The organism is Collinsella aerofaciens, from assembly GCF_020709435.1.
Classification (GTDB): domain Bacteria; phylum Actinomycetota; class Coriobacteriia; order Coriobacteriales; family Coriobacteriaceae; genus Collinsella; species Collinsella aerofaciens_AU.
In genome coordinates, this window is the sequence record NZ_JAJFDP010000038.1 from 1 (window position 1) to 2008 (window position 2008).

Sequence of the window (2008 nt, forward strand, 5' to 3'; positions counted from 1 at the left end):
GAACATCATCGTCACGGGCGGCTGCGGCTTCATCGGCAGCAACTTCGTGCACTACGTCGTGAACAACCACCCGGGCGTCCACGTGACCGTCCTGGACAAGCTGACCTACGCCGGCAACCCCGAGAACATCGCCGGGCTGCCCTCGGACCGCGTGGAGCTCGTCGTGGGCGACATCTGCGACGCGGAGCTGCTGGACAGGATCGTCCCGGGCCACGACGCCATCGTGCACTACGCCGCAGAGAGCCACAACGACAACTCCATCGCCGACCCCGAGCCGTTCCTGCGCACCAACGTGGAGGGCACTTTCCGCCTGCTGGAGGCCGTCCGCAAATATGGCGTCCGCTACCACCACGTCTCCACCGACGAGGTCTACGGCGACCTCGCGCTCGACGACCCGGCGAAGTTCACCGAGGAGACGCCGTACCACCCGTCCTCGCCGTACAGCTCCACCAAGGCGTCCTCCGACATGCTCGTGCGCGCCTGGACCCGCACCTACGGCCTGCGCACCACGATCTCCAACTGCTCCAACAACTACGGCCCCTACCAGCACGTGGAGAAGTTCATCCCCAGGCAGATCACGAACATCGTCGACGGCGTCCGCCCCAAGCTCTACGGCCGCGGCGAGAACGTCCGCGACTGGATCCACACCGAGGACCACTCCTCGGCCGTCTGGGACATCCTCACCAAGGGCCGCACGGGGGAGACCTACCTCATCGGAGCCGACGGGGAGAAGAACAACATCACCGTGCTGCGCATGATCCTCGAGGCCATGGGCCGCGACCCCGAGGACTTCGACTGGGTCGCCGACCGCCCCGGCCACGACCGCCGCTACGCCATCGACTCGACCAAGCTCCAGCGCGAGCTGGGCTGGAGGCCGGCCCACACCGACTTCGCCGGGGGCCTGAAGCAGACCATCGACTGGTACGTCGAGAACGAGTCCTGGTGGCGCCCGGCCAAGGAGGCCACCGAGGCCCGCTACAGGGCGCAGGGCCAGTAGGAGGGGAGAGACATGGCTGACATCGCATTCGAGAAGGACCTCTCCGTCGCCGAGACCGGCATCGAGGGCCTCAAGGTCGTCGACCTCGCCGTCCACGGCGACTCGCGCGGCTGGTTCAAGGAGAACTGGCAGCGCGCCAAGATGACCGCCCTGGGCATCCCGGACCTCAGGGTCGTCCAGAACAACATCTCCTACAACGACAGCCGCGGCGTCACCCGCGGCATCCACGCCGAGCCCTGGGACAAGTTCATCTCCGTCGCCCGCGGCTCGGTCTTCGGCGCCTGGGTGGACCTGCGCGAGGGCAGCGAGACCTTCGGCAAGGTGTTCACCTGCACCCTGGACCCGAGCAAGGCCATCTACGTCCCGCGCGGCGTGGGCAACTCCTTCCAGGCCCTGGAGGACGGCACCGCCTACACCTACCTGGTGGACGCCCACTGGTCGCTGGAGCTCAAGAGGACCTACACCTTCGTGAACCTCGCCGATCCCGAGCTCGCCATCGAGTGGCCCATCCCTCTCGACGAGGCCACCGTCTCCGATGCCGACCTCAACCACCCGATGCTCAGGGACGTCGTCCCCATGGCGCCCAAGAGGACGCTCGTCACCGGCTGCAACGGCCAGCTGGGCCATGCGGTGCGCGCGCTCGCCGAGGAGCGCGGCGTGGCGAAGGGCTTCGACTTCTGCGACATCGACACCTTCGACATGTCCGACCCGGACGCCTACTCAAAATACGACTGGTCGCTCTACGGCACCGTGATCAACTGCGGCGCCTACACGGCCGTGGACAGGGCGGAGACCCCCGAGGGCCGCGTGACCGCCTGGAAGGCCAACGCCGCCGGCCCGGCCCTGCTCGCCCGCACCTGCGCCGGGCACGGGATCACCCTCGTCCACGTGTCCTCCGACTACGTCTTCGACGGTACCGCCGAGGTGCATGACGAGGACGAGCCCCTCAGCCCGCTGTCCGTCTACGGCCAGACCAAGGCCGCCGGCGACATCGCCGTGGCCGGGTGCCCG

Annotated in this window: 2 protein-coding genes; both read left to right on the forward strand. The window is 68.0% G+C overall.

All coding sequences use genetic code 11. The features are described 5' to 3' along the window. On the forward strand, nucleotides 1–997 hold a 997-nt coding region (rfbB, locus tag LK493_RS10015), incomplete at its 5' end, for a dTDP-glucose 4,6-dehydratase (RefSeq protein WP_227790918.1). Nucleotides 998–1009: 12 nt separating this feature from the next. Beyond that, nucleotides 1010–2008 (forward strand): dTDP-4-dehydrorhamnose 3,5-epimerase family protein (locus LK493_RS10020; protein WP_227790919.1); only part of this gene is annotated, 999 nt, incomplete at its 3' end.